Annotated in this window: 16 protein-coding genes; 6 read left to right on the top strand and 10 right to left on the bottom strand. The window is 73.0% G+C overall.

The window, feature by feature from the left end; all coding sequences use genetic code 11:
- Positions 1-104: 104 nt before the first annotated feature.
- On the bottom strand, positions 105-740 hold the full coding sequence (locus ABZ234_RS28875; RefSeq protein ID WP_355014114.1) for a DsbA family protein: 636 nt from the start codon (positions 738-740) through the stop codon (positions 105-107).
- A gap of 210 nt (positions 741-950) precedes the next feature.
- On the opposite strand from ABZ234_RS28875, the gene pepN reads away from it, so the two are divergent.
- Entirely contained in the window at positions 951-3497 is a 2547-nt protein-coding gene (pepN, locus tag ABZ234_RS28880) for an aminopeptidase N (protein WP_355014115.1), read from the top strand.
- A 60-nt stretch (positions 3498-3557) separates the two neighbouring features.
- On the opposite strand, the gene malQ is transcribed toward pepN, so the two are convergent.
- Positions 3558-5594 (bottom strand): 4-alpha-glucanotransferase, encoded by a 2037-nt coding sequence (gene malQ, locus ABZ234_RS28885; protein ID WP_355014116.1) that lies wholly within the window; start codon positions 5592-5594, stop codon positions 3558-3560.
- A gap of 186 nt (positions 5595-5780) precedes the next feature.
- Here malQ and ABZ234_RS28890 point away from each other — a divergent pair, with 186 nt between their 5' ends.
- The gene (locus ABZ234_RS28890) at positions 5781-7103 is read left to right on the top strand and encodes an MFS transporter (protein WP_355014117.1); all 1323 of its coding nucleotides are present in this window, start codon (positions 5781-5783) and stop codon (positions 7101-7103) included.
- A 15-nt stretch (positions 7104-7118) separates the two neighbouring features.
- Here ABZ234_RS28890 and ABZ234_RS28895 read toward each other — a convergent pair whose 3' ends face one another.
- A complete protein-coding gene (locus ABZ234_RS28895; protein WP_355014118.1) occupies positions 7119-8552 on the bottom strand; it encodes an amidase in 1434 nt (477 codons plus the stop codon).
- Positions 8553-8744: 192 nt separating this feature from the next.
- On the opposite strand from ABZ234_RS28895, the gene ABZ234_RS28900 reads away from it, so the two are divergent.
- Positions 8745-9548 (top strand): nuclease-related domain-containing protein, encoded by an 804-nt coding sequence (locus ABZ234_RS28900; RefSeq protein ID WP_355014119.1) that lies wholly within the window; start codon positions 8745-8747, stop codon positions 9546-9548.
- A gap of 277 nt (positions 9549-9825) precedes the next feature.
- Entirely contained in the window at positions 9826-11688 is a 1863-nt protein-coding gene (gene ilvD / locus ABZ234_RS28905; protein WP_355014120.1) for a dihydroxy-acid dehydratase, read from the top strand.
- 139 nt (positions 11689-11827) lie between these two features.
- Here the strand turns inward: ilvD and ABZ234_RS28910 are convergent, their stop codons facing one another.
- Positions 11828-12034, bottom strand: coding sequence for a zinc ribbon domain-containing protein (locus ABZ234_RS28910; protein ID WP_267948571.1), 207 nt, complete (start codon positions 12032-12034; stop codon positions 11828-11830).
- Positions 12035-12304: 270 nt separating this feature from the next.
- On the bottom strand, positions 12305-12805 hold the full coding sequence (locus ABZ234_RS28915) for an HNH endonuclease (protein WP_330092784.1): 501 nt from the start codon (positions 12803-12805) through the stop codon (positions 12305-12307).
- A 375-nt stretch (positions 12806-13180) separates the two neighbouring features.
- Here ABZ234_RS28915 and ABZ234_RS28920 point away from each other — a divergent pair, with 375 nt between their 5' ends.
- Entirely contained in the window at positions 13181-15274 is a 2094-nt protein-coding gene (locus tag ABZ234_RS28920; protein ID WP_355014121.1) for a prolyl oligopeptidase family serine peptidase, read from the top strand.
- 136 nt (positions 15275-15410) lie between these two features.
- A complete protein-coding gene (locus tag ABZ234_RS28925) occupies positions 15411-15851 on the top strand; it encodes a thioesterase family protein (protein ID WP_355014122.1) in 441 nt (146 codons plus the stop codon).
- Here ABZ234_RS28925 and ABZ234_RS28930 read toward each other — a convergent pair.
- The 5 genes from ABZ234_RS28930 to ABZ234_RS28950 form a co-directional block, all read right to left on the bottom strand.
- Positions 15848-16420: a GNAT family N-acetyltransferase gene (locus ABZ234_RS28930; protein WP_267948568.1), complete on the bottom strand. Its 573-nt coding sequence runs from the start codon at positions 16418-16420 to the stop codon at positions 15848-15850. The two genes, ABZ234_RS28925 and ABZ234_RS28930, sit on opposite strands and share 4 nt — an antisense overlap.
- Positions 16421-16560: 140 nt before the next feature.
- Positions 16561-17079: a globin gene (locus tag ABZ234_RS28935; protein ID WP_355014123.1), complete on the bottom strand. Its 519-nt coding sequence runs from the start codon at positions 17077-17079 to the stop codon at positions 16561-16563.
- A 141-nt stretch (positions 17080-17220) separates the two neighbouring features.
- Positions 17221-18885 carry an energy-dependent translational throttle protein EttA gene (ettA, locus tag ABZ234_RS28940; RefSeq protein ID WP_267948566.1) on the bottom strand — a complete coding sequence of 555 codons (1665 nt, stop codon included), beginning with the start codon at positions 18883-18885 and terminating at the stop codon, positions 17221-17223.
- Between the two features lie 169 nt (positions 18886-19054).
- Positions 19055-20278: a DUF4192 family protein gene (locus tag ABZ234_RS28945; RefSeq protein WP_355014124.1), complete on the bottom strand. Its 1224-nt coding sequence runs from the start codon at positions 20276-20278 to the stop codon at positions 19055-19057.
- Between the two features lie 85 nt (positions 20279-20363).
- Positions 20364-21746 carry a GGDEF domain-containing protein gene (locus tag ABZ234_RS28950; protein ID WP_267948564.1) on the bottom strand — a complete coding sequence of 461 codons (1383 nt, stop codon included), beginning with the start codon at positions 21744-21746 and terminating at the stop codon, positions 20364-20366.
- Between the last annotated feature and the right edge of the window lie 520 nt (positions 21747-22266).

The following is a 22266-nucleotide window of genomic DNA, read 5'->3' on the forward strand; positions in this document are numbered from 1 at the left end:
GCCGGGCCCGCTTCCAGTGTGCCGTGCCGCCCCGGCCCCCGGGACCGCTCCCCGCCGCTGCGGGCGGCGGCCCGGTGCGCCCCGGCTCACCGGGGCCGGGGCGCTCAGTCGAAGACGGGGTTGCGGGTGCGGGTGCGCTTGAGCTCGAAGAACCCGTCGGTCCCGGCGACCAGGCGGACGCCGTCCCACAGCTTCCCGGCCTCCTCCCCGCGGGGCACGGGCGTGACGACCGGGCCGAAGAAGGCCACGTCCTCCACCCGGACGACGGGGGTGCCGACGTCCTCGCCGACCAGCTTCATGGCCTCCGCGTGCGAGGCGCGCAGGGCCTCGTCGTACCCGGTGCCCTCCGCGGCCTCCACCAGGTCCTCGGGCAGGCCCGCGTCCGCGAGCGCGGCGCGGATCGTGTCGGCGGTCCGCGGTTCGGCGCCGTTGTGGAACCGGGTGCCCAGTGCGGTGTACAGGCCTCCGAGGACCTCCGGGCCGAAGCGCTGCTCGGCCGCGACGCACACGCGCACGGCGGCCCACGCCCCGTCCAAGGACGCCCTGTAGTCCTCCGGCAGGTCCCTGCCCTCGTTGAGGACGCTGAGGCTCATCACGTGCCAGCGGACCCTCACCGGGCGGACGCGCTCCACCTCGAGCAGCCAGCGCGACGTGATCCACGCCCACGGGCACGCGGGGTCGAACCACATGTCGGCGTACACGGTCTCGGACCCGCTGCTCGGGTCGGCGGTCTGCGTCATCGCTGCTCCTCGGATCGGTCGGGGGGACGGAACTTCACGTCGTAGGTAGGCAACCCCGGCCATCGGTTGCGCATTCCGCCCGTGCGCGTGGCAGGATCGATGCCGAGTGAAGACGACCCCCGGCCCGACGACGCTCCACCCACGCGGCGGACTCGCCGTGGTCGGCAACGATCCGGCCGGCGGGGACGGCGGCCGTGGAGGGAGCGTGGCGTGGCAGGGAACCTGACACGGGACGAGGCTCAGGAGCGGGCGCGGATTCTCAGCGTCGACTCCTACGCCGTGGAGCTCGACCTGACCACCGGTGACGAGACCTTCCGGTCCACCACCGTGGTCCGCTTCTCCAGCTCGGAGCCGGGTGCTCGGACGTTCGTCGAGCTGGCCGCCCCGAAGGTGCTCACGGCGACGCTGAACGGCGCCGAGCTCGACCCGGCCGAACTGTTCGACGGCGAGCGCCTCGTGCTTCCCGAGGTGGCGGCCGAGAACGAGCTGACCGTCGTCGCCGACGCGGCGTACATGCGCACGGGCGAGGGCCTGCACCGCTTCGTCGACCCCGTGGACGACTCGGTGTACCTGTACACCCAGTTCGAGACGGCGGACGCGCACCGCATGTTCACGTGCTTCGACCAGCCCGACCTGAAGGCCACCTTCGAGCTGACGGTGTTCGCGCCCCCGTCGTGGGAGGTCGTGTCGAACAGCGCCCCCGACGTGGTGCGCGAGGCGGCCGGCGGGGAGCGGGTGCGCTGGCACTTCCCCGCCACGCCGGTGGTGTCCACCTACATCACCGCGCTCATCGCGGGCCCGTACCACGTGGTGCGCGACGAGCACGACGGCATCCCGCTGGGGCTGTACTGCCGCGCCTCGCTCGCCGAGCACCTGGACTCCGAGGCCCTGTTCGAGGTCACCAAGCAGGGGTTCGACTTCTTCCACGGCCTGTTCGACCTGCGGTACCCGTTCGGCAAGTACGACCAGCTGTTCGTCCCGGAGTTCAACGCGGGCGCCATGGAGAACGCGGGCGCGGTCACCTTCCTGGAGGACTACGTCTTCCGGTCCCGGGTCACCGACGCGCGCTACGAGCGCCGCGCGGAGACGATCCTGCACGAGATGGCGCACATGTGGTTCGGCGACCTGGTCACCATGCGCTGGTGGGACGACCTGTGGCTGAACGAGTCGTTCGCGACCTACGCCAGCGTGTACTGCCAGGCCAACGCCACCAAGTGGACCGACGCCTGGACGACGTTCGCGAACGTGGAGAAGTCCTGGGCGCTGCGCCAGGACCAGCTTCCCTCCACTCACCCGATCGCCGCCGACATGGTCGACATCCAGGCGGTCGAGGTCAACTTCGACGGCATCACGTACGCCAAGGGCGCCTCGGTGCTCAAGCAGCTCGCCGCGTACGTGGGCGTGGACGCGTTCTTCGCCGGAGTGCGCGCCTACTTCAAGGAGAACGCGTTCGGCAACACCGAGCTGAAGGACCTCCTCAAGCACCTGGAGGCCGCCTCCGGGCGGGACCTGTCCGGCTGGTCGCGCGAGTGGCTGGAGACCACGGGCGTCAACACGATGCGCCCGGAGTTCGAGGTGGACGCCGACGGGGCCTTCACGTCGTTCGCCGTGCTCCAGGAGGCCGACCCCGGGCACCCGACGCTGCGCTCGCACCGCCTCGCGATCGGGCTGTACGACCGCACCCCCGAGGGCATCGTGCGGCGCGAACGCGTGGAGCTGGACGTCAGCGGCGCGCGCACCGAGGTCCCCGAGCTGATCGGCACGGCCCAGCCGGACCTGGTGCTGATCAACGACGACGACCTCACCTTCACCAAGCTGCGCCTCGACGAGCGCTCCCTGCGCACGGTGGTGGAGGGCGCCGGCGAGATCCGCGAGTCGCTGCCGCGGGCCCTGGCCTTCGGCGCCGCCTGGGACATGACCCGTGACGGCGAGATGGCCGCCCGCGACTACGTGGCCCTGGTGATCTCCGGGATCAGCGGCGTCGACGACGTGATGGTGGCCCAGACCCTGCTGCGCCAGGCGTCCTCCGCCCTGCACATGTACGCCGACCCCGCGTGGCGCCCGTTCGGCTTCGAGCAGCTCTCCGACAGGCTGCGCGAGCTGCTGACCTCGGCCGAGCCCGGAGGGGACCTCCAGCTCGCCTACGCCAACGCTCTGGCGGGCACGGCCGCGAGCGACGCCCACCTGTCCCTGGTCCGGGGCCTGCTGGACGGCGCGATCACCGTGGACGGGCTGACCGTGGACACGGACCTGCGGTGGACGCTGCTGCGCCGCCTGGTCGCCGCCGGGGAGGCCGGCGAGGCGGAGATCGCCGCCGAGCTGGAGTCCGACCCGACCGCGGCGGGCCAGCGGCACGCCGCCGGGGCCCGCGCCGCGATCCCCACGGCCGCGGCCAAGGCCGCCGCGTGGGAGCGGATCGTGGGCGAGGAGCTGGCCAACGCCGAGTTCCGCGCGGTCCTGATGGGCTTCACCGAGCCCGGCCAGGCCGAGCTGTACCGGCCCTACACGGAGAAGTACTTCGCGCAGCTGGCCCCGGCGTGGGAGAAGTGGACGGGCGAGTTCGCCCAGACCTTCGCCGAGGTGATGTACCCGAGCGGGCTGGTGGAGGAGGCGACCCTGGAGCGCACGGACGCCTACATCGCGGAGGCCTCCCCCGCCCCGGCGCTCCGCCGGCTGCTGATCGAGGGCCGCGCGGGCGTGGAGCGCGCGCTGCGCGCCCGCGCCGTCGACATCGCCGCGGGCCGGGCCCGCGCCTAGAAGCGGACACAACGGCGGCCCCGGGGGTTTCCCCGGGGCCGCCTCCCGCGTCCGGTCCGCCTACAGCGCGCGGCCGTGCCCTCCCCCGACCGGTCCGAGGGTGCGGCGTATGCGCGCCACCATGCGGGGGTCGGCGAGCAGCTCGTCCACGAGCACCGGCTCCCCCTCGGCACTGGTGAGCGGGATGCGCCAGTTCGGGTACTCGGTGGTGGTGCCGGGCTGGTTCTGCATCCGCCGCTCCCCCACCACGTCGGTCAGCGCCACCCCGATCATGCGGGCCGGGGTCGCCACCAGGTAGGCGTGCATGGCCGCCACCACCGCGGCCGGGTCGGCCACGGGGTCCACGTCCTCGTCGAGCAGGCCCAGGTCCACCAGCAGCCGCCGCCAGCGCTCGACCCGGGCCTCCGCCCCGGCCCGCTCCTCCTCCACCGGCCGTCCGAGGAGGCCGAGCCGGTCGCGTAGCTCCACGTGCTCGGCGGAGAGGAACGACGCCACCGGGGGCAGGTCGTGCGTGGCCACCGTGGCGAGGCAGTCGGCGCGCCAGTCCCCGGGCCGGCGCGGCTCCCCGTCGCCGTCCTGCTCGGACCACAGGACGGACGTGCCCAGCACGCCGCGGTCGGCGAGGTGGTCCCGCGCCCACGGTTCGACGGTGCCCAGGTCCTCCCCGACGACGACGGCGTCCGCCAGGTGCGCGGCCAGGACGAGCGTTCCCACCATGCCCTCGTGGTCGAACCTGAGGTAGGTGCCCTGGTCGGCGGAGGCGCCCTCGGGCACGCACCACAGCCGGAACATGCCCATGACGTGGTCCATCCGGACCCCGCCCGCGTGGCGCAGGGCCTGGTCGAGGATCTGCCGGAACGGCCCGTAGCCGCGTTCGGCGAGCCGCACCGGGTTCCAGGGCGGCCCGCCCCGGTCCTGGCCCAGCCGGTTGAACTCGTCCGGCGGCGCACCGACGCGCAGCCCGGGGACCAGGGCGTCGCCGTACATCCACGCGTCCGCTCCGCCCGCCTGCACGCCGATGGCGAGGTCGTGCACGATGCCGACGCCCATCCCGCCGGCCCTGGCCGTGGCCTGGGCCTGGGCGAGCTGCTCGTCGAGGACCCACTGGAGCCAGCGGTGGAACTCCACGGCGGGCCAGCGGCGCAGGGCCTCCGCGCCCACGGCGCGGGAGCCCGCGTCGCGCAGGTCCCCGGGCCAGGCCCGGTAGTCGCTCCCGTACTCCTCCGCCAGCGCCGACCAGGTCGCGAACTCGACGAGGGGGCGCCCCTCGCGTTCGAGGTAGGCGCGCAGGGCCGCCTCCCGTCCGGGGGCGCGGGGGACCTCGAAGAGCACCTCCAGTGCGGTGCGCTTGGCCTTCCAGACCTCGTCGCGGTCGAGCAGGTCAGCGGTCCGGCCCCGCTCGCGCAGGGGGCGGGCCAGGCGCTGGACCCCCTCCCTCCGGGCGGGGTCGAGCCGGGCGTACTCGGGGACGTCCTCCACCCGGATGTAGAGGGGGCTGGCGTAGCGGCGGCTGACCGGCAGGTAGGGCGAGGGCTCGACCGGCGGCAGCGGCTCGGTGGCGTGCACCGGGTTGACCAGGGTGAAGTCGGCGCCCAGGTCGCGGGCGCTCCAGTCGGCGAGCTCGGCCAGGTCGCGCAGGTCCCCGGTCCCCCAGGAGGCGCGGGACCTGACGCTGTAGATCTGTGCCATGACCCCCCACAGCCGGGGGTGGTCCCTCAGCGCGCCGGGGTCGAGCCGGTCGGGGACGACGAGCAGGGGCGCGTCGTGCTCGACGCCGCCGTCCGTGACGCGGAGCACGTGGGAGCCGAGCGGCAGGCCGGGGTCGAAGGGCAGCAGGGAGCCGTCGGCGGTCTCGACGACGCCGCGCGCGCTGCCCGGGAGCACCAGGTCGGGCGCCTTCCCCTCGCGGACGACGACCGCCGGGGGCAGCAGCCCGCGAGGCGCGGCGGCGTCGGGCGCCTCCGGGTCCACCCCCAGGGCCCGCAGTACATGGCGGATGGTGTCGGGGCCGACCGGGACCCGCCGTCCCCGCCAGTCCTCGTAGCTCGTCGCGACCCCGTACTGCTCGGCCACGCGGGCCAGCTGAACGTCCCTCACAGAACCCGATCATGCCCTACCCGGCGCTTCGTACACCGGAGGCGGTCCCGGCGTGGGGCCAGAACGTGTCCGCGGCCCGGGTCGGCGGACACGGCGCAACAAGACTCCGCGCAACGTGACGGCACCGGCCCTGAGCAGGGCGCTTATCGAATGGCCCAAAGGGCGATACGTCTGCATAATCGTGGTGTGCTCGCTAACTACCGGCGGCTCTTCGCCGTGCCCCACGTCCTGTCCCTCCTCTCCTGGTCCCTGGCCGCCCGCTTCTACACCCCGGGCCTGATGATCGCGGTCACGTTCCTGGTCGAGGGCTGGACGGGCTCCTACACCCTCGCGGGGCTGGTGGCGGGCGCCTTCACGCTCGGCATGGCCCTCGTGGGGCCGCTGCGCGGGCGCATGGCTGACCGGGGAGGGACCGACCGGCTGGTGCTGGTGTGCGGCCTGGTGTTCAGCGTGGGACTCGTGGCGCTGGCCCTGCTCCCGGGGTCGCTGTGGTGGCTGTCGCTCCCGCTGGCCCTGGTGACGGGGTTGTTCGGCACGCCCGCCAACCAGATCGTGCGGGCCCTGTGGCCGCGCCTGACGCGCGGGCCCGAGAGGCAGGCCGTCTACGCGGCCGAGGCGACCACCCAGGAGCTGCTCTTCATCTTCTCCCCCGTGCTCATCGCCGGCGTGGTGGCGGCGGCCGGTCCGCGCTGGGCGCTGTTCCTCCTCGCCGCGCTGGGCTTCCTCGGCTCCGTGGGCTTCGCGTGGTCGCTGCGCAGGGCCGGGGTGACCGGCCCCGCCCCCGCCGAGGCGGACGGGGGCGGGGCGGCGGAGGACACGCGCTCCCGCAGGAGCCTGCTGTTCCACCCCGCCCTGTGCGCGGTCTTCGCGATGTGCCTGCTCATGGTCTCCGGCGTCATCGGCATGGACCTGGTCATCGTGGCCTGGGCCAACGAGCTCGACGCCCCCCAGTACGTGATGGTGATGGCCTCGGTCTGGGCGGCGGGGTCGCTCGTGGGCGGCGTGGTCGCGGGGGCCCTGCGCGGGCGTCCCCGCCTGGCGCTGCGCAGCTTCGCGGCGGCCTTCGGACTGGCGATCCTGATCCCCTTCGTGCCGCCGGTCACGCACCTGCCCAGCCCGCTGTTCATCACGCCGCTGCTCTTCGTGTCCGGGCTGGCCCTCGCGCCGACCCTGGCGGCGGTGATGGGGCGCGTCGGGGACATGGCGCCGTCCCACCGCAGGGCGGAGGCCTTCGGCTGGACGGCCACGGCGATGGGGACCGGCGGCGCCATCGCCGGCCCGCTCAGCGGTGCGCTGATCGACGGCAACGGCATCGTCGGCGGCGTGATCGGCGCGGCGGGCCTGGTCATGGTCGCCGCGGTGCTCAGCCTGTTCCTGCCCCGGCCCGCCCCCGGGTCGGACGACGGCCCGTCGGCGGCCGAGGTCGCCCCCGTCCTGGACGCGCCCCCGGTCCACGGGGCGGCCCCGGGCGCCGGGGCCGCGGCCGCCCCGCACGACGGGCGCCGCTGACACCGCGTCGCGCGCTCAGCCGTTCCAGCCCGGCGGGACCCGGTGGGCCCAGGGCCTGGCCCGCTCGAGCTGGGCCGACAGCGCCAGCAGAACGCCCTCGCCGCCCATCCGGCCGGTGAGCATGGAACCGATCGGCAGGCCGTCCGCCGTCCGGTGCAGGGGGACGCTCACCGAGGGCTGGCCCGAGACGTTGTACACCGACGTGAACGGGGTGAAGGCGGTCATCCTCCCGAACTCCTCCTCCGGCCCGTCCGCGGAGAAGTGGCCCAGCGGGACCGGGGGCAGTGCCAGGGTGGGCGTGAGCACCGCGTCGTAGGGAGCGGTCGCCGCGGCCAGGGAGCGGACCCCGCGCTGGAGCCGGGCGCAGGCCGCGATGTAGACGGGGACCGGCGTGGACCGGGCCCGCTCGCGCAGCCAGCGGTTGAGGGGGCCGAGTTCCCCCTCCCGTTCGGGGGGTACCGGGGACGCCGAGGCCATGGCGGCCCACACCACCTGGAAGTCGTCGGCGAAGGCGCCCCCGAAGTGGGCGTCGCCGGGCTCGGGAACCTCCTCGATGTCGTGGCCGAGGTCCTCCAGCAGGCGGACCGCCTCCCCGTGGGCGGCCAGGACCTCCGGGTGGACGGGGATGCCCGAGGACCCCGTGGAAGAGTAGGCGCCGATGCGCAGGCGGCCCGGATCGCGGTCCACGTGGTCGGCGAACGGCCCGTCCGCCGGCGGAGCGGGGTAGAGGTCCCCCGGCCGGGAGAACGCCATGGCGTCCAGGAGGAGCGCGGCGTCCCGGACGCCGCGGGTGAGGGGGCCCGCGGTGGACAGGCCCAGGAGGTCGGGTTTGAACGGCGCCCCCGAGATCCGGCCCCTGGTGGGCTTGAGCCCGAAGAGCCCGCAGGCCGAGGCCGGGATGCGGATCGAGCCGCCGCCGTCGCTGCCCTGCGCGGCCGGGGCCAGACCCGCGGCGACGGCCGCGGCTGCGCCGCCGCTGGAGCCTCCGGGCGAGAGGTCGGTGTTCCACGGGTTGCGGGCGGGCGGCGCGACGTCGTTCTCCGTGTAGCAGCTGGAGCCGAACTCGGGGGTGTTGGTCTTCCCCACCATGACGGTGCCGGCCGCGCGGAGCCTCGCGACCAGGTCCGAGTCGGCGGGCGCCACGGTGTCGCGGTGGACGGCGGAGCCCTGCGTGAAGCGGACCCCGGCGACGGGGTCCAGGTCCTTGACGGGGAGGGGGACGCCGAGGAGCGGCGGGAGGGTGTCCGGCGTGTCGCCCATCTGACGCTTCTCCGCGTACCGGGCTTGTTCTAGCGCCATTTCTGACGCGACCGTAATGTACGCGCCATAGTGCGGTTCGTACCGTTCGATCCGGTGCAGATAGTGCTCAGTTATCTCAGGAGGGGACAGTTCGCGACTGCGGACCATCGCCGCGAGCCGGTGCGCCGGAAGGTCGTGGATCTGGGTCATGCCGACCCAGATTAGTGGGCACGACACCGGGCACCACGAAGGAGGACGACAGTTCTCCAGAGAGATCGACGAACCCCTGACCATTCCCTGGTCCGGTGTATTCGACACCTGTCGACACCGAACCGTAAGGGAACAAAAGTGTGAGAAGTAATGCACTAGGACTCGGATATGGATCCAACTAACCTGTCCGACGTGGAATCGGCAACCAGAGCGAACGACCAGGGCCAAGCCCCCCGGGAAGCGGCGAAGGAGGGGCCCGAAGCCCTCTTCTTCCCCAATCAGCGCAAGAACAAGGAAGCCTCCGGCACCAGAGCCGTGTACGGCGCCCTCAAGGAGAACCAGTCCGCGCGCAAGTGGATCGTCCGCGGGGGCTCCGCGACCGCGGTCACCGTGGTCTTCGGGCTCCTCACCTCCGACTGGCGCCTCGGCGCCACGCTCGGGCTCCTGACCCTGGTCGGCACGATGGTGTACTACTCCCGGCGCGAGTCGGAGATTCCCCATTGGCGCAAGCCCTCGGCCGCGCAGCGGCGCACCGAGGTCCAGCTCAAGGTCATGAAGCAGCTCGGCTACCGGGTGCTCCACGCCCGCGCCGTACCGGGCGGCAACGGCCAGATCGACCACTTCATCGTGGGCCGGCGCGGAGCCTTCGCGATCGACTCCGAGTCGTGGGACAAGCGCCTCCCGCTGCGCAACAAGCTGGAGAAGCTCTACCACGGCAGGTTCAGCAAGAACGAGCGCATCGACGAGGCGCTGGAGGAGGCCAAACGGGCGGAGGAGCTGATCAGCACCGAGCTCGGGCGCGAGATCAAGGTGCGCGCCTCGCTGGCCATCTACGGCCCCGGCATGCCCTGGGACAGCCACCGGCTGCGGGGCGTGGACATCATCACCGGAACGAAGGTCCGCAAGTGGCTGCGCAGCGGCCGGGACCGACTGACGGAGACCGAGATCGAGGAGATCTACAGGGCCGCGGAGAAGGCCCTGCCCCCCCGGTACTGAGCGGGGGCGCCTCCCCTCGGCGCCCCGGCACCCCCTGACGCCGTGCGGGCCCGGGATCGACCACGACGCCGTGGCGCCCGGGCCTCCCGTGTGCCCGGACCCGCGCCCGCGGAGCCGCTCCCCCTGCTCCGGGCCCGACCGCTCCGGCCTCCCTCCCGCCCGCGGGACCAGGCTCGTCTCACGATCCGGAATACGAGTCTTCCACTCCGAGACCGAAGCCGCTCTCACGAGGGACTACCATCAAGGGGAAACACCCGTAACGATGGGAGCCCACCCCATGCCAGTCCTACGCTCACGCACGGTCACTCACGGCAGGAACATGGCAGGCGCGCGTGCACTCATGCGCGCGACCGGCGTGGAGCGCGAGGACTTCGGCAAGCCCATCGTGGCCGTGGCCAACAGCTTCACCGAGTTCGTGCCCGGCCACGTCCACCTGCGCGAGGTCGCGGACGTGGTCGCCAAGGCGATCCGCGAGGCGGGCGGCGTGCCCCGCGAGTTCAACTCCATCGCCGTGGACGACGGCATCGCCATGGGCCACGGCGGCATGCTGTACTCGCTGCCCAGCCGCGAGCTGATCGCCGACTCCCTCGAGTACATGGTCAACGCCCACTGCGCCGACGCCCTGGTGTGCGTGTCCAACTGCGACAAGATCACCCCCGGCATGCTGCTGGCCGCGCTGCGCCTCAACATCCCGACGGTGTTCGTCTCCGGCGGTCCCATGGAGGCCGGCAAGGTCACGGTCGTCAACGGCACCGCCACGACCGTCCGCAAGCTCGACCTGATCAACCCCATGATCGCCGCCGCCGACGAGAGCGTCTCCCAGGCGGAGCTGGACGAGCTGGAGGAGGCCGCCTGCCCCACCTGCGGCTCCTGCTCCGGCATGTTCACCGCCAACTCGATGAACTGCCTCACCGAGGCGATGGGCCTGGCCCTGCCCGGCAACGGCACCGTGCTCGCCACCCACACCGCGCGCCGCGCCCTGTACGAGGACGCCGGACGCCTGGTCGTGGAGGCCGCCAAGCGCTACTACGAGGACGACGACGAGTCCGTCCTGCCCCTGTCCATCGCCACCCCCGCGGCCTTCGGCAACGCGATGGCCCTGGACGTGGCCATGGGCGGCTCCACCAACACGATCCTGCACCTGCTGGCCGCGGCCACCGAGGCCCGCGTCGGATTCGGCCTGGACGAGATCGACGCCGTCTCACGGCGGGTCCCGTGCCTGTGCAAGGTCGCGCCCAACACCGAGAAGTACCACATCGAGGACGTCCACCGGGCGGGCGGCATCCCCTCCATCCTGGGCGAACTCGCCCGCGGCGGACTGCTCGACACCTCCCTGCCCACGGTGCACGGCAAGACCGTCGGCGAGTTCATCGCCGAGTGGGACATCACCTCCGACACCGTCCTGCCGGAGGCGGTGGAGCTGTTCCACGCCGCCCCCGGGGGCCGGCGCACCACCAAGGCGTACTCCCAGGACACCCGGTGGGACACCCTGGACACCGACCGGGAGAACGGCTGCATCCGCTCCGTCGAGCACGCCTACACCAAGGACGGCGGCCTGGCCGTGCTGTCCGGCAACCTCGCCCCGGACGGCGCCATCGTCAAGACGGCGGGCGTGGAGGAGGAGCTGTGGACCTTCTCCGGCCCCGCCAAGGTGTTCGAGTCCCAGGAGGATGCCGTCGACGGCATCCTCAACAAGCGGATCGTGCCCGGTGACGTGGTGGTCATCCGCTACGAGGGCCCCAAGGGCGGCCCCGGCATGCAGGAGATGCTGTACCCGACGAGCTTCCTCAAGGGGCGCGGCCTGGGCAAGGCCTGCGCCCTGATCACGGACGGCCGCTTCTCCGGCGGCACGTCGGGCCTGTCCATCGGCCACGCCTCCCCCGAGGCGGCCGCGGGCGGGGACATCGCCCTGGTCGAGGACGGCGACACCGTGACGATCGACATCCCCAACCGGGGCATCACCCTGGAGGTCTCCGACGAGGAGCTCGCCACCCGGCGCGAGCGCCTGCTCAAGGAGCTGGGCCGGTTCCGGCCGCGTGACCGTCAGCGGCCGGTGACGGCCGCGCTGCGCGCCTACGCGGCGATGGCCACCTCGGCCTCGACCGGCGCGGCGCGCGACGTGTCCCAGATCGAGGGGTAGGGGCCGGACCCGGTCCGGGAGCAGTGCGCAGGGGCGGTCCCGTCGGGGCCGCCCCTTCTCGCGCGGCCCTGTCCGCGTCGTCGCGGCGGGCGGACCGGTCGCCGCCGGCCCCGCGGGCGCAGGGCCGGCGCGTGCGGGCTCAGGAGCAGCAACCGCCCCCGCAGCAGCCCCCGCCCCCGGACGGCGCGGGGGCGGAGGCGCGCCCGCCCACCGCCACGGTGGACAGCAGCCGCACGGTGTCGCCGTGCCCCACGGGGCAGGGGGCCGGGTCGCCCGCCTCTGCCATCGGACGGGAGAGCTCGAAGGTGTCACCGCACTCGCGGCAGCGGAAGTCGTATCTCGGCATGCCGCCAGAATACGGCCGCCGCGCCCTCACGTCACCGCCCGCCCCTTTGCCGGGCGGGCGCCTTCGGGGACCGCCGCGGTCCGGGCCCCCACCGCGCGGGACCGGTGGGGGCGCGCCCGGAGGCGCCCCGGGGACGCACGGCCGCCCCCCGGCCGCCCGTGGGGGCCGCGCCGGAGGGCGGAAGGACGGCGGGGGCCGGGTGGGACGCCCGGTTCCGGCCCCGCCGGACCGCTGGAGCCCGTTGGCCGGCCCGTGCGTCCGGCCGGGCGCCTACGCCGCGAGGTGGGCCATGTACGGCTCCCACTGGGGGTCGCCGTGCAGGTCACCGTTGATCAGCCGCCAGTGGGGTCCCTTGGGCACCTTGGGGGTGATGTGCAGCTCCCAGCCGAGCTCGTCCAGGAACTTGTCCGCCTTGCGGTGGTTGCACGGCTTGCAGGCCGCGACCACGTTCTCCCACACGTGCGCGCCGCCGCGGCTGCGCGGGATGACGTGGTCGATGGTCTCGGCCTTCTTCCCGCAGTAGCCGCACACGTGCCGGTCCCGCCTCATCAGCGCCACCCGGGTGAGGGGCACCCTGCGACTGTACGGAACGCTGATGTAGCGCCTGAGCCGGATGACCGACGGCACGTCGTAGGCGCGCGTCGCCGAGTGCAGCACCGTCCCCGTGTCGTCCTGGTGGACGACTTCGGCCTTCTCCCGCAGGACGAGGAGAATCGCCCTGCGCAGGGGCAGTGTCGTCAGTGGTTCGAAGCTGGCGTTGAGCAGCAGCACGTGGCGGCGGGCGGTCCCTGTGCCACCCTCCCGGCTGCTTGGGGCGCTCATCGCGTCGCCCCGGTCGCGGTGAACGACCGTGTCTCTTCCCCGGCCAGCCGTTCGGCCAGCCAGGAGACCTCCCTGTGCACCGATCCGAGGATCGGTGTTTCCGTACGCCTTGCCACACGGACCTCCCGGTGGTCCCGCCGAGTTGCGTCCCGCATTCAGTTTGCGTGTTCGGACCGCCCCGGCGCCACCCCAATTTACGCCGGGCCGCACAGAAACCGCGTGTTGACGCTTTTCGTGGTCCTATTGTGCGCCCGACAAACCACGTTTCATCCTGACGCCGCGCCGAACACCCAGTGGTTGATAGCGGTGGATAGAGTGCGAAGTATGCGTGAACTCCGCTACCCCCCGGCCGAACGGCTCGACGTCACAGAGAACCTGCACGGCCACGAGGTCGGCGACCCCTACCGGTGGTTGGAGGACTGCGGATCCACCGCCACGAAGGCGTGGGCGGCGGCCCAGGACGCCCTGTACACCGAGGCCTCCGAGCGCTACACCGCTCGCGAGCGGTTCGCCGACCGGATCCGGTCCCTCCTCGGCGCGGGAGCCGTCGGGGCCCCCGTATGGCGCGGCGACCGCAGCTTCTTCGTCCGCCGGACCGCCGAGCAGGAGCACGCGGTGCTCTACGTCCGCGACGGCGACGGCCCCGAGCGCGTCCTGGTCGACCCCGGCGCGCTCGACCCCGGGGGCCTGACCACCCTGGACGCGTGGAAGCCCGGCCCCGACGGGCGCCTGCTCGCCTACCAGCTCTCCGAGGGCGGGGACGAGGAGTCCGTCCTGCGGGTCGTGGACGTCGACAGCGGCGACCTGGTGGACGGCCCCGTGGACCGGGCCCGCTACAGCCCGATCGCGTGGCTGCCGGACTCCTCCGCCTTCTACTACGTGCGGCGGCTGCCCCCGGAGGAGGTCCCCGACGGCGAGGAGGCCTACCACCGGCGCGTCTACCTGCACCGGCTGGGGCGCCCGGCCGAGGAGGACGTCCTCGTCTTCGGCTCCGGCAGGGACAAGACGGAGTACTTCAGCCCCTCCGTGAGCCGGGACGGCCGCTGGCTGATCCTCCAGGCGGTCCGGGGAACCTCCTCGGCCACCGACATGTGGATCGCCGACCTGTCCGACGGGGACCTGGAGCGGCCCCGCCTGGTGCCCGTACAGGAGGGCGTCGACGCCGACCTGGAGGGACACGTGGGCCGGGACGGGCGCCTGTACCTGCGGACGGACCGGGACGCCCCGCGCGGGCGCGTGTGCGTGACCGATCCGGCCGACCCCCGCTACGAGAACTGGACCACCCTGGTCCCCGAGGAGCCCGAGGCGGTGCTGGAGGACTACGCCGTCCTGGACGGCCCCGCCCTCGAACGCCCCGAACTCCTGGTCTCCCACAGCCGCCACGCGATCAGCGAGGTCACCCAGCGCGACCTGCTCACCGGGGAGCTCCTCGGCGTCGTGGACATGCCCGGGCTGGGCACGGTCGGCGGCCTCTCGGAACGCCCCGAGGGGGGCCACGAGGCCTGGTTCGGCTACACCGACAACACCCACCCGTCCTCGGTGTACCGCTACGACGCGCTCGCCGGGCGGGTGTCCGTGTGGGCCGACGCCCCGGGGGACATCGACCTGCCGGACGTGAACGTCGAACAGGTCACCTACACGTCCGGCGACGGCACGCCCGTGCGCATGCTCGTCGTGTCGCCCTCGGCTCCCGCCGAGGGCCCGCGGCCCACCATCCTCTACGGGTACGGGGGCTTCCGGATCTCCCTCACCCCCGCCTACTCCGCGGTGGCCCTGGCCTGGGCCCGCGCGGGCGGCGTGTACGCCGTCGCCAACCTGCGCGGCGGCCTGGAGGAGGGCGAGGAGTGGCACCGCTCGGGGATGCTGGCCCGCAAGCAGAACGTCTTCGACGACTGCGCGGCCGCGGCCGAGCACCTGATCGCCACCGGGGTCACCGCCCCGGACCGGCTGGCCGTGATGGGCGGCAGCAACGGCGGGCTGCTGGTCGGCGCCATGGTCACCCAGCGGCCGGACCTGTTCGCGGCCGCGGTCTGCTCCGCGCCCCTCCTGGACATGGTCCGCTACGAGCGGTTCGGGCTCGGCCAGCTGTGGAACGTCGAGTACGGCACCGCGGACGACCCCGAGCAGCTCGGATGGCTCCTGGGCTACTCGCCCTACCACAACGTCCGCGAGGGCACCCGCTACCCGGCCACCCTGTTCACCGTGTTCGACAACGACACGCGCGTGGACCCCCTGCACGCCCGCAAACTGTGCGCGGCGCTGCAGGACGCCACGTCCGCCCTTGCGGAGGAACGGCCCGTCCTGCTGCGCAGGGAGGCCGAGGTCGGCCACAGCTCGCGGTCGGTGAGCCGCAGTGTGTCACTGAACTCCGAGCAGCTGGCCTTCCTCGCCCACCACCTGGGCCTCTCCGCGGACTGACGTCCTCCTCCCGCGGGTCCGGGAGAGCAACGACACAGGAATCGGACACCCGGGGAGGGGTCCCGCCCCGGGGGGCGTTGAGACAATCGGAGGAGTCGTACGCCCCCCGGGGAGAGCAGCACGAGAGGACCCAGACGTGACACAGATCGACACCGGAGCCGTCGGCACCGGGTCGGCCCCCGCGCGGCACGTGCACCTCGCACAGGTCCGCTACGCCGACCTCGACCCGCAGCACCACGTGAACAACGTCCGGATGCTCACCTACCTGGAGGACGCCCGGGTCTCGTTCCTGCGCTACGGCGGCGCGGTCGAGGGCGACGAGGTGTTCGGTGCCATGGTCGTGGCCCGCCAGGAGGCGGACTACGTGGCCCCCCTGCTCCCCCGGACCGACCCGGTGCGCGTGGAGCTGTGGGTGACCGAGGTGCGCAACGCCAGTTTCACCCTCGCCTACGAGATCCTGGACGACGACCGCGTGTACCTGCGCGCGAAGACCGTGCTGGTGGGCTTCGACGTGGCCACGCAGAGCGCCCGCCGGCTCGACGCCACCGAGCGCGCCTTCCTCGCCGCCTACGCCTAGTCCCGGTCCGCGGCGCCGTCCGCGATGCGGTACAGCACGTTCGGCCGCAGGGGCCCCTCGGGCGCCCGCGGGTCGTCGAAGTCGCCCTCCGGGTCCCGGGTCATGCCGATCCTGCGCATCACCGCCTGTGAGCGGATGTTCGTGACCGTGGCCACGGCGAGGATCTCGGGGAGGGCGAGGGTGTCGAAGCCGTAGGCCAGTACCGCCAGCGCGGCCTCGGTGGCATAGCCGCGTCCCCAGGCCGGCCGGGCGAGCCTCCAGCCGATCTCCGTCCCGCCGAAGGGCAGGCCGTCCTCCACCCGGTCCAGGCCCGCGGACCCGACGAAGTCGCCCGTGTCCCGCTCCTCGACCGCCCACCAGCCGTAGCCCCGCAGGTCGAACCCGTCCCGGAAGCGGGCGACGGAGGCATCGCTCTGATCGCGGGTCAGCGGCTCGCCCAGGTGCTCCCGGACCTCGGGGTCGGCGTTCACGGCCGCCCAGGGTTCGAGGTCGCGCTCCTGCCAGCGCCGGAGGATCAGGCGGTCGGTACGCAGTTCGGTCCGGCTGACCCACGCGGTCCCTGGCCTCAAGGCAGCACCCTCTTCTCCGGTCCGGCTCCGTCGAGCGGGGAGTCCTCACGGCCCGCGCACGGGCCGGACGCGCCGGCGCCGGGCCCGTGCGTCCGGGGCTCCGTCCGACGGGCTCCCGGCCGGTGCGTCCGGGGCTCCCCCTACTTCAGGGAGATGGTAACGGCATCGCCGTCGTCGCCCTCGTCATCCGAGGCCACCGACACGCGTGTCGGACGGGGGACCTCCGGGGGGACGGCGTCCTCCTGGACGTTGACCATGCTGTGCGCGGCCATGACCATGTACTCCCACAGCTGGCGCTCCAGCGCCTCGTGCAGGTCGAGGGAGTCCACGGCGGCGCGCATGTGCTTGAGCCACAGGTCGCGCTCGGCGGCGCCGATGCGGAACGGAACGTGCCGCATCCGCAGGCGGGGGTGGCCGCGCTGCTCGTTGTAGGTGCGCGGGCCGCCCCAGTACTGGATGAGGAACAGGCGCAGGCGCTCCTCGGCCGGGCCGAGGTCCTCCTCCGGATACATGGGGCGGAGCACAGGGTCGTCGGCCACGCCCTCGTAGAAGCGGCGAACCAGGCGGGTGAAGGTCTCCTCACCGCCCACGGCCTCGTAGAACGTCATTCGCACGGGCTGATCGCCCACGCTCTGCTGGTCATCACGCGCGGAAGTCATCGGGTCCAGGGTACGCGACGTTGCACGGACCCCCCATGGGTCCCGGCGCCGGGGAATATCCGCGCGTGCGCCGCTGCGGGAACGCCCGCGGGGGCACCGGTCGTCCGGTGCCCCCGCGGGCGCGTGCCAGGTCCCGCGGGGCTAGTCGCGGGTGAGCTTGCGGTGGGTCACCGCGTGCGGACGCGCGGCGTCCGGGCCCAGGCGCTCGATCTTGTTCTTCTCGTAGGACTCGAAGTTGCCCTCGAACCAGAACCAGTTGGCGTCGCCCTCCCACGCGAGGATGTGCGTGGCGACGCGGTCGAGGAACCAGCGGTCGTGGGACGTGATCACGGCGCAGCCGGGGAAGTCCAGCAGCGCGTTCTCCAGGGAGCCGAGGGTCTCCACGTCCAGGTCGTTCGTGGGCTCGTCCAGGAGCAGCAGGTTGCCGCCCTGCTTGAGGGTGAGCGCCAGGTTGACCCGGTTGCGCTCGCCGCCCGAGAGCACCCCGGACTGCTTCTGCTGGTCGGAGCCCTTGAAGCCGAAGGCGGCGACGTAGGCGCGGCTCGGGATCTCGACCTTGCCGACCGTGATGAACGTTTCGCCGTCGGAGATGGTCTCCCACACGTTCTTGCTGTCGTCGATGCGGCCCCGGTACTGGTCGACGTAGGAGATCTCCACCGTGTCGCCGACGGTGATCTTGCCCTGGTCGGGGGTCTCCTCGCCGACGATCATCTTGAACAGGGTCGTCTTGCCGACACCGTTGGGGCCGATGACGCCGACGATGCCGTTGGGCGGCAGGGAGAAGCTGAGGTTCTCGATGAGGACGCGGTCGTCGAAGCCCTTGGTGAGGTTCTTGACCTCGACCACGGTGTTGCCCAGGCGCGGACCCGGCGGGATCTGGATCTCCTCGAAGTCCAGCTTGCGGGTCTTGTCGGCCTCCGCCGCCATCTCCTCGTAGCGGGCCAGACGGGACTTGCTCTTGGTCTGGCGGGCCTTGGCGTTGGAGCGGACCCACTCCAGCTCGTCCTTGAGGCGCTTGGCCTTCTTGGCGTCCTTCTGCCCCTCGACCTTCAGGCGGGCCTGCTTGGTCTCCAGGTAGGTGGAGTAGTTGCCCTCGTAGGGGTAGAACTGGCCGCGGTCCAGCTCCAGGATCCACGTGGCGACGTGGTCGAGGAAGTACCTGTCGTGTGTGATCGCGATGATGGTGCCGGGGTACTTGGCCAGGTGCTGCTCCAACCAGTTCACGCTCTCGGCGTCGAGGTGGTTGGTGGGCTCGTCGAGCAGGAGGAGGTCGGGCTGTTCGAGGAGGAGCTTGCACAGGGCGACCCGGCGCTTCTCACCACCCGAGAGCTGGGTGACGGAGGCGTCCCCGGGCGGGCAGCGCAGGGCGTCCATCGCCTGCTCCAGCTGGCTGTCCAGGTCCCAGGCGTTGCGGTGGTCGAGCTGTTCCTGGAGCTTGCCCATCTCCTCGAGCAGTTCGTCGGAGTAGTCCGTCGCCATCTGCTCGGCGATCTCGTTGAAGCGGGTCAGCATCGCCTTGGTCTCGGCGACACCGTCCTCGACGTTCTCCAGGACCGTCTTGTCCGCGTCGAGCCGGGGCTCCTGCGCGAGCAGCCCGACGCTGAACCCGGGCATGAGACGCGCCTCGCCGTTGGACGGCTGTTCGATGCCGGCCATGATCTTCAGAAGCGTCGACTTACCCGAACCGTTGGGGCCCACGACGCCGATCTTGGCTCCGGGCAGGAACGACCCCGAAACGTTGTCAAGGACGACCTTGTCGCCGTGCGCTTTGCGCACGTTGTTCATGGTGAAAATGTACTCCGGCATGCCTCCAAGCCTAGGGCGTCGCAGCCCATGCCCCCGCCATCGGAGCGCACCCGGGGGCCCGGCGGGGACGGAGTCCGGCGCCGGCCCGGGCCCGTCCCCACCGGACCCGCGCGGCGGCCGTGGCGCTGGGCCCCGGGTCACCCCCTCCGGTCGCCGCCGGCCCCTGCGGTCAGTCCTGTGCCGGGTCCCTCCCCCGGCTCAACCAGCGGGGCGTGAACTCCCGCCAGCGCTCCACCGGCAGCCCCCAGGCCAGGGCCCGGCTCATGAGCACCGCCATGGAGTAGCCGGGATCGGTGGTGAGGGCGACGTCCAGCGCCGCCGCCGCGAGCGCCTCGTCACCGCGCTGCCACGCGGCGACGGCGAGCAGGGAGGCGGGGGCGGCCCTGAGCTCCGAGGGCAGGCAGCGGGTGGCCCGGCTCCACAGCGCCTGGTGGACGGGGGCCGCCTCGGCGGTGATCCTCGCCCACACCTCGTCCCGCACGCCGGTCCCGGTCAGGTGCACGCCCAGCCGGGCCAGTCCGTCCGGGTCGGTGACCGCCCGCCCCGCGTGCTCGGCCCGGACCGCGGCCAGGACCTCGGTGAGGCCGTGGTCGGAGGGACCGCCGCCCTCCGCCCGCGCGGCGCGGGTCCGCGCACGGTCCGCGGCGGCCTCCATCGCGGCCCGCTCCTCCCCGCGGACGGGGGCGAGGAGCGCGCGTATCCGGGCGATGTCGGCCATGGTCGCGTGGAACGGCGGCGCGGGGACGATCCCGTGCAGGACCGCGCTCGCCGGGACAGTGGACCCGTCGACGTTGACGACCGTGCCCTCGGCCGGGCAGCACCCGGCCGATCCGCAGGTGTAGGACCAGTACCGGCCGCCGGTGACCCGGATGGCGTCGACGACGGCGAGGCCGTGTGTCCGGGCGGCGGCGAGGAGGGCGTCGACGTAGGGGGTCACCCGCCCGGGCGGCCCGTACGCCACGACGGCCAGGGCCGTGCAGCCCTCGGAGGCCGCCGCGGCGGCGGGGGCCGCGGCCCGCCCCGCCGGGTCGGGGGCGCCGTCCATCCTGTCCAGGTCGCCGCAGTACACGGAGTGCACGCCGCGGTCCCTGATGGCGAGGACCACGATCCCGGGGTCGGGCGGCTCCCCCACCAGGTACGGGAGGGTGGCGATGATGTCGGTCGGGTTGGTCAGCGTGAGGGCGCCGGGGGAGGCGCCCGGTGCGGGGGATCCGCCGGGCGGTCGCGGCCGGGGGGCCGGGTCCGTCGGGCCCGGCCCCCCGCGGAGGGAGCCGGGTGCGGCCGGGGAGTCGGGGTGCCCCGGCCTGTCCGGCCGCTCCGTCCGGTCGGGCGAACGGGCGGGGTCCTGGGGGTCCTGGGGGTCGCGCGGGTGGTGCGGCTGGTCGGGGTGCATATCTTCACGGTGCGTGATCATCCGGTTCCGGACAAGGGGCTTCCGGAGCCTGTGGACGACCGCGCGTTCTCCGTGGGGCCGCGGTTCAGGAGACCTCTCTGGGATCGGTGGGTTCCGCGGGCCCGCCGCGGTCGGTCAGCTCCGCCTCGCGCGGGCCGGGGATCGTGCCGCCGGCGCCGGGGCGCCCCGCCGGCAGGCACACGCGGTTGCGGCCGGTCTCCTTGGCCCGGTAGAGCGCGAGATCGGCCGCGGTGAGCAGTTCGACCAGGTCGTTGCCGTGGTCGCCGATGACCGCCACCCCGATCGAGATGGTGATGCGCACCGGGACGCCGTCGACCGCGATCTCCATGCCCCCGACCTGCGTGCGCAGGCGTTCGGCCGCGCGCCAGGCCTCGGTGGTGTCGGACCCGGGCAGCAGCACCACGAACTCCTCGCCGCCGAACCTCCCGAGCAGGTCGGACTGGCGCAGCTGCTGGGCGATGGTGGTGGCCACCCCCAGGAGGACCTGGTCCCCGAACAGGTGGCCGTGGCTGTCGTTGACCCGCTTGAAGTGGTCGATGTCGACGATGAGCACGGCGGCGCGCCCCCGGGAGGAGCGGGCCCTGGCGATCTCGATCGACGCCTCCTGCTCCCAGGTGGGCGCGTTGAGGAGCCCCGTCTTGGGGTCGGTCCGCGCGGCCATCTGCAACTGCTGGTAGAGGAGGCTGCGCTGGAGGAGGAGGACCGGCGGGACCGCGATGACCAGGAGGAAGAGGGACAGCTGGGCGAGGATGGCGACCGTGACGCCGACACATAATTCGACGGCGTCCACGATGAGCGCCTCGCGGTCCCACATGGGGCGCAGGCTGTTGCCCGGGCCGCTGCTGATCCTCGCGGCCAGGGCGACGAGGAGGGTGTTGAGGACGGTGAACCCCGCGCAGCACAGTACCGCCACGAGCACGCCGGGCCCCGTGGTGAGGGGCTCGCCGGACTCGACGACGCCGCCCAGACCGCCGACGAGGTCGTCCCCCCACACGCCGTGCCAGACCACCGACACCAGGAACCCCGAGAGCCCCACCGAGGTCGCGTTGAACACCCGGCGGTGCACCAGGGTGCGCCTCGTGCGCTGCTGGACCATCAGGTAGACGGGGATGGGGATGAGCAGGGAGTACACCGGCGGGAGGAGGAGCACGACCGGGAACCACCAGGCCCCCAGCAGGTCGCGGTTGAACCCGGCGGGCGTGGGCGTGCCCAGCCGGCGGCTCCCCTCGACCGAGATCGCCGCGCCGGCGACCAGCGCGGTGAAGGTGACCAGGTCCTTCAGTGAGAACACGGTCAGGGCGAACGCCACCCCGAACAGGAACAGCGCGGCGACCAGGAGCAGGCACATGTAGACGATCAGGCCCTGGGGCTCCTGGAGGACCGGCCACGAGGACCGGCCCCCGGGGGCACGGCCGACCGGCGCCGCCGGTTTCTCCGAGATGCTCACGGCTCCCGCCTCCCTTCTGTGTCACGCTCTGCCATTCATCCCCCACACCCGACTCTGATGGGTCCGCCGCCTCCTGCGGTTCTCCGTTCGACGGGATGGATTCGCCCCGCGTTCCCCTACCATGCCACTCGGTGACGACGGCCGGGTAGCCGAACGCCCGAAGTCCGCTCGCCGGACGGGCCCACTCGACACCCCAACACTTTACATCACTTTGGGTAATAACTTAATCGCTTATTGTATCGAGAGTCGCGAGGCCCCCAGTTCCGGGGTGTGCGGAGACCCAGGGGGGTTGGTCGTGCACCGGTTCTGGGGCATTCTTCTGTGGGGCGCGGCGACAGCCGCTCCGGCACGGACCGCCGACCTCCCGGGGGCCCGGCCGATTCCGCCTCGGCAGCACTCGACACGAAGGAGCACTCACCATGGCGATCGACGGCGCGAGCTGGGTCTGATACCCACGCCTACGCAACACACCCGGGGGGGGGGGGGGGCAGGGGCCCCCCCCCCCCCGCCCCCCCCACCC

This window comes from Nocardiopsis sp. NPDC006198, from assembly GCF_040613895.1.
Taxonomy (GTDB): Bacteria; Actinomycetota; Actinomycetes; order Streptosporangiales; family Streptosporangiaceae; genus Nocardiopsis; species Nocardiopsis tropica.